The sequence below is a fragment of the Methylobacterium sp. WL120 genome (genome assembly GCF_008039465.1).
Lineage (GTDB): Bacteria > Pseudomonadota > Alphaproteobacteria > Rhizobiales > Beijerinckiaceae > Methylobacterium > Methylobacterium cerastii.
Window position 1 is genome coordinate 1 of the sequence record NZ_VRUT01000343.1, and the last position, 1,250, is coordinate 1,250.

General features: G+C 73.6%; 1 protein-coding gene. It reads left to right on the forward strand.

Features of this window, described 5'->3' with window-relative positions; all coding sequences use genetic code 11:
* Positions 1-1,250, forward strand: a 1,250-nt coding sequence (locus FV229_RS26910) for a mannose-1-phosphate guanylyltransferase/mannose-6-phosphate isomerase (protein ID WP_147754823.1), incomplete at both ends; no start/stop codon positions are given.

The window sequence follows — 1,250 nt, forward strand, 5'->3', positions numbered from 1 at the left end:
CGGGTGAGCGACCTCGCGACCTTCGCCCGGCCGGCGGTGATCGCCTCGGCCGAGTCGCGCTTCATCGTGGCCGAGCAGTTGGCGCAGGCGGGCATCGCCGGCGACATCATCCTGGAGCCGGAGGGACGGGACTCGGCCGCCGCCGTCGCGGTGGCGGCGTTGCACGCGGCCAACGTCGCCCCGGAGACGGTGGTGCTGATCATGGCCGCGGACCACGTGATCGGCGACGTTCCCGCCTTCGCCGCCGCCGTGCGCGCGGCGGCCGTGGGCGCGCGGGCCGGCTACACGATGACGCTCGGCGTCGAGCCGACGCGGCCGGCGACCGATTACGGCTACATCCGCCGCGGGGCCGCGCTGCCGGAGGCCGAGGGCGCCTTCGCGGTGGCGCGCTTCGTCGAGAAGCCGGATGCGGAGGGCGCAGCCGCGCTGATTGCGGACGGCGCCCTGTGGAACTCGGGCTACTTCCTGTTTCGCGCCGACCTGATGCTGGCCGAGCTCGAGGCGCATGCGCCCGCGGTGCTCTCCGCCGCCCGCGCGGCGCTGGAGGGGGCTGCCGTCGACCTCGACTTCGTGCGGCTCGACGCGACGGCGTTCGGGCAGGCGCCCAAGATCTCGATCGACTACGCGGTGATGGAGCGTACGACGCGGGCCGGCGTGCTGCCGGTCTCGTTCCCGTGGTCGGACGTCGGCACCTGGGACGCGGTCTGGCAGGTGCTGCCGCAGGACGAATCCGGCAACGCGCTGCGCGGCCGGGTCGAGGTGCTGGGCACCACCAACAGCCTGGTGCACAGCGAGGGCGAGGGCCTGACCACGGTGGTGGGCCTCGACGGCGTGGTGGTGGTGGCGACGCCCGACGCGGTGCTGGTCGCGTCGAAGGCGCAGTCGGGCCGGGTGAAGGAGCTGGTGGGCGTGCTGCGCGCCCGCGCCCACCCGGAGGCCGACGCGCACCGGCGGATGTACCGGCCCTGGGGCTGGTACCAGCGCGTCGACATCGGCGAGCGCTTCCAGGTCAAGCGCATCATGGTGACGCCGGGCGGACGCCTGTCGCTGCAGAAGCACCACCACCGCGCCGAGCACTGGGTGGTGGTGAAGGGCACGGCGGAGGTGACGCTGGGCGAGCGCCTGGTCCTCGTCCACGAGAACGAGGCGGTGTACCTGCCGATCGGCTCGATGCACCGGCTGGCCAACCCCGGCAAGATCCCCCTCGAGCTGATCGAGGTCCAGGTCGGCTCCTACACCGGCGAGGACGA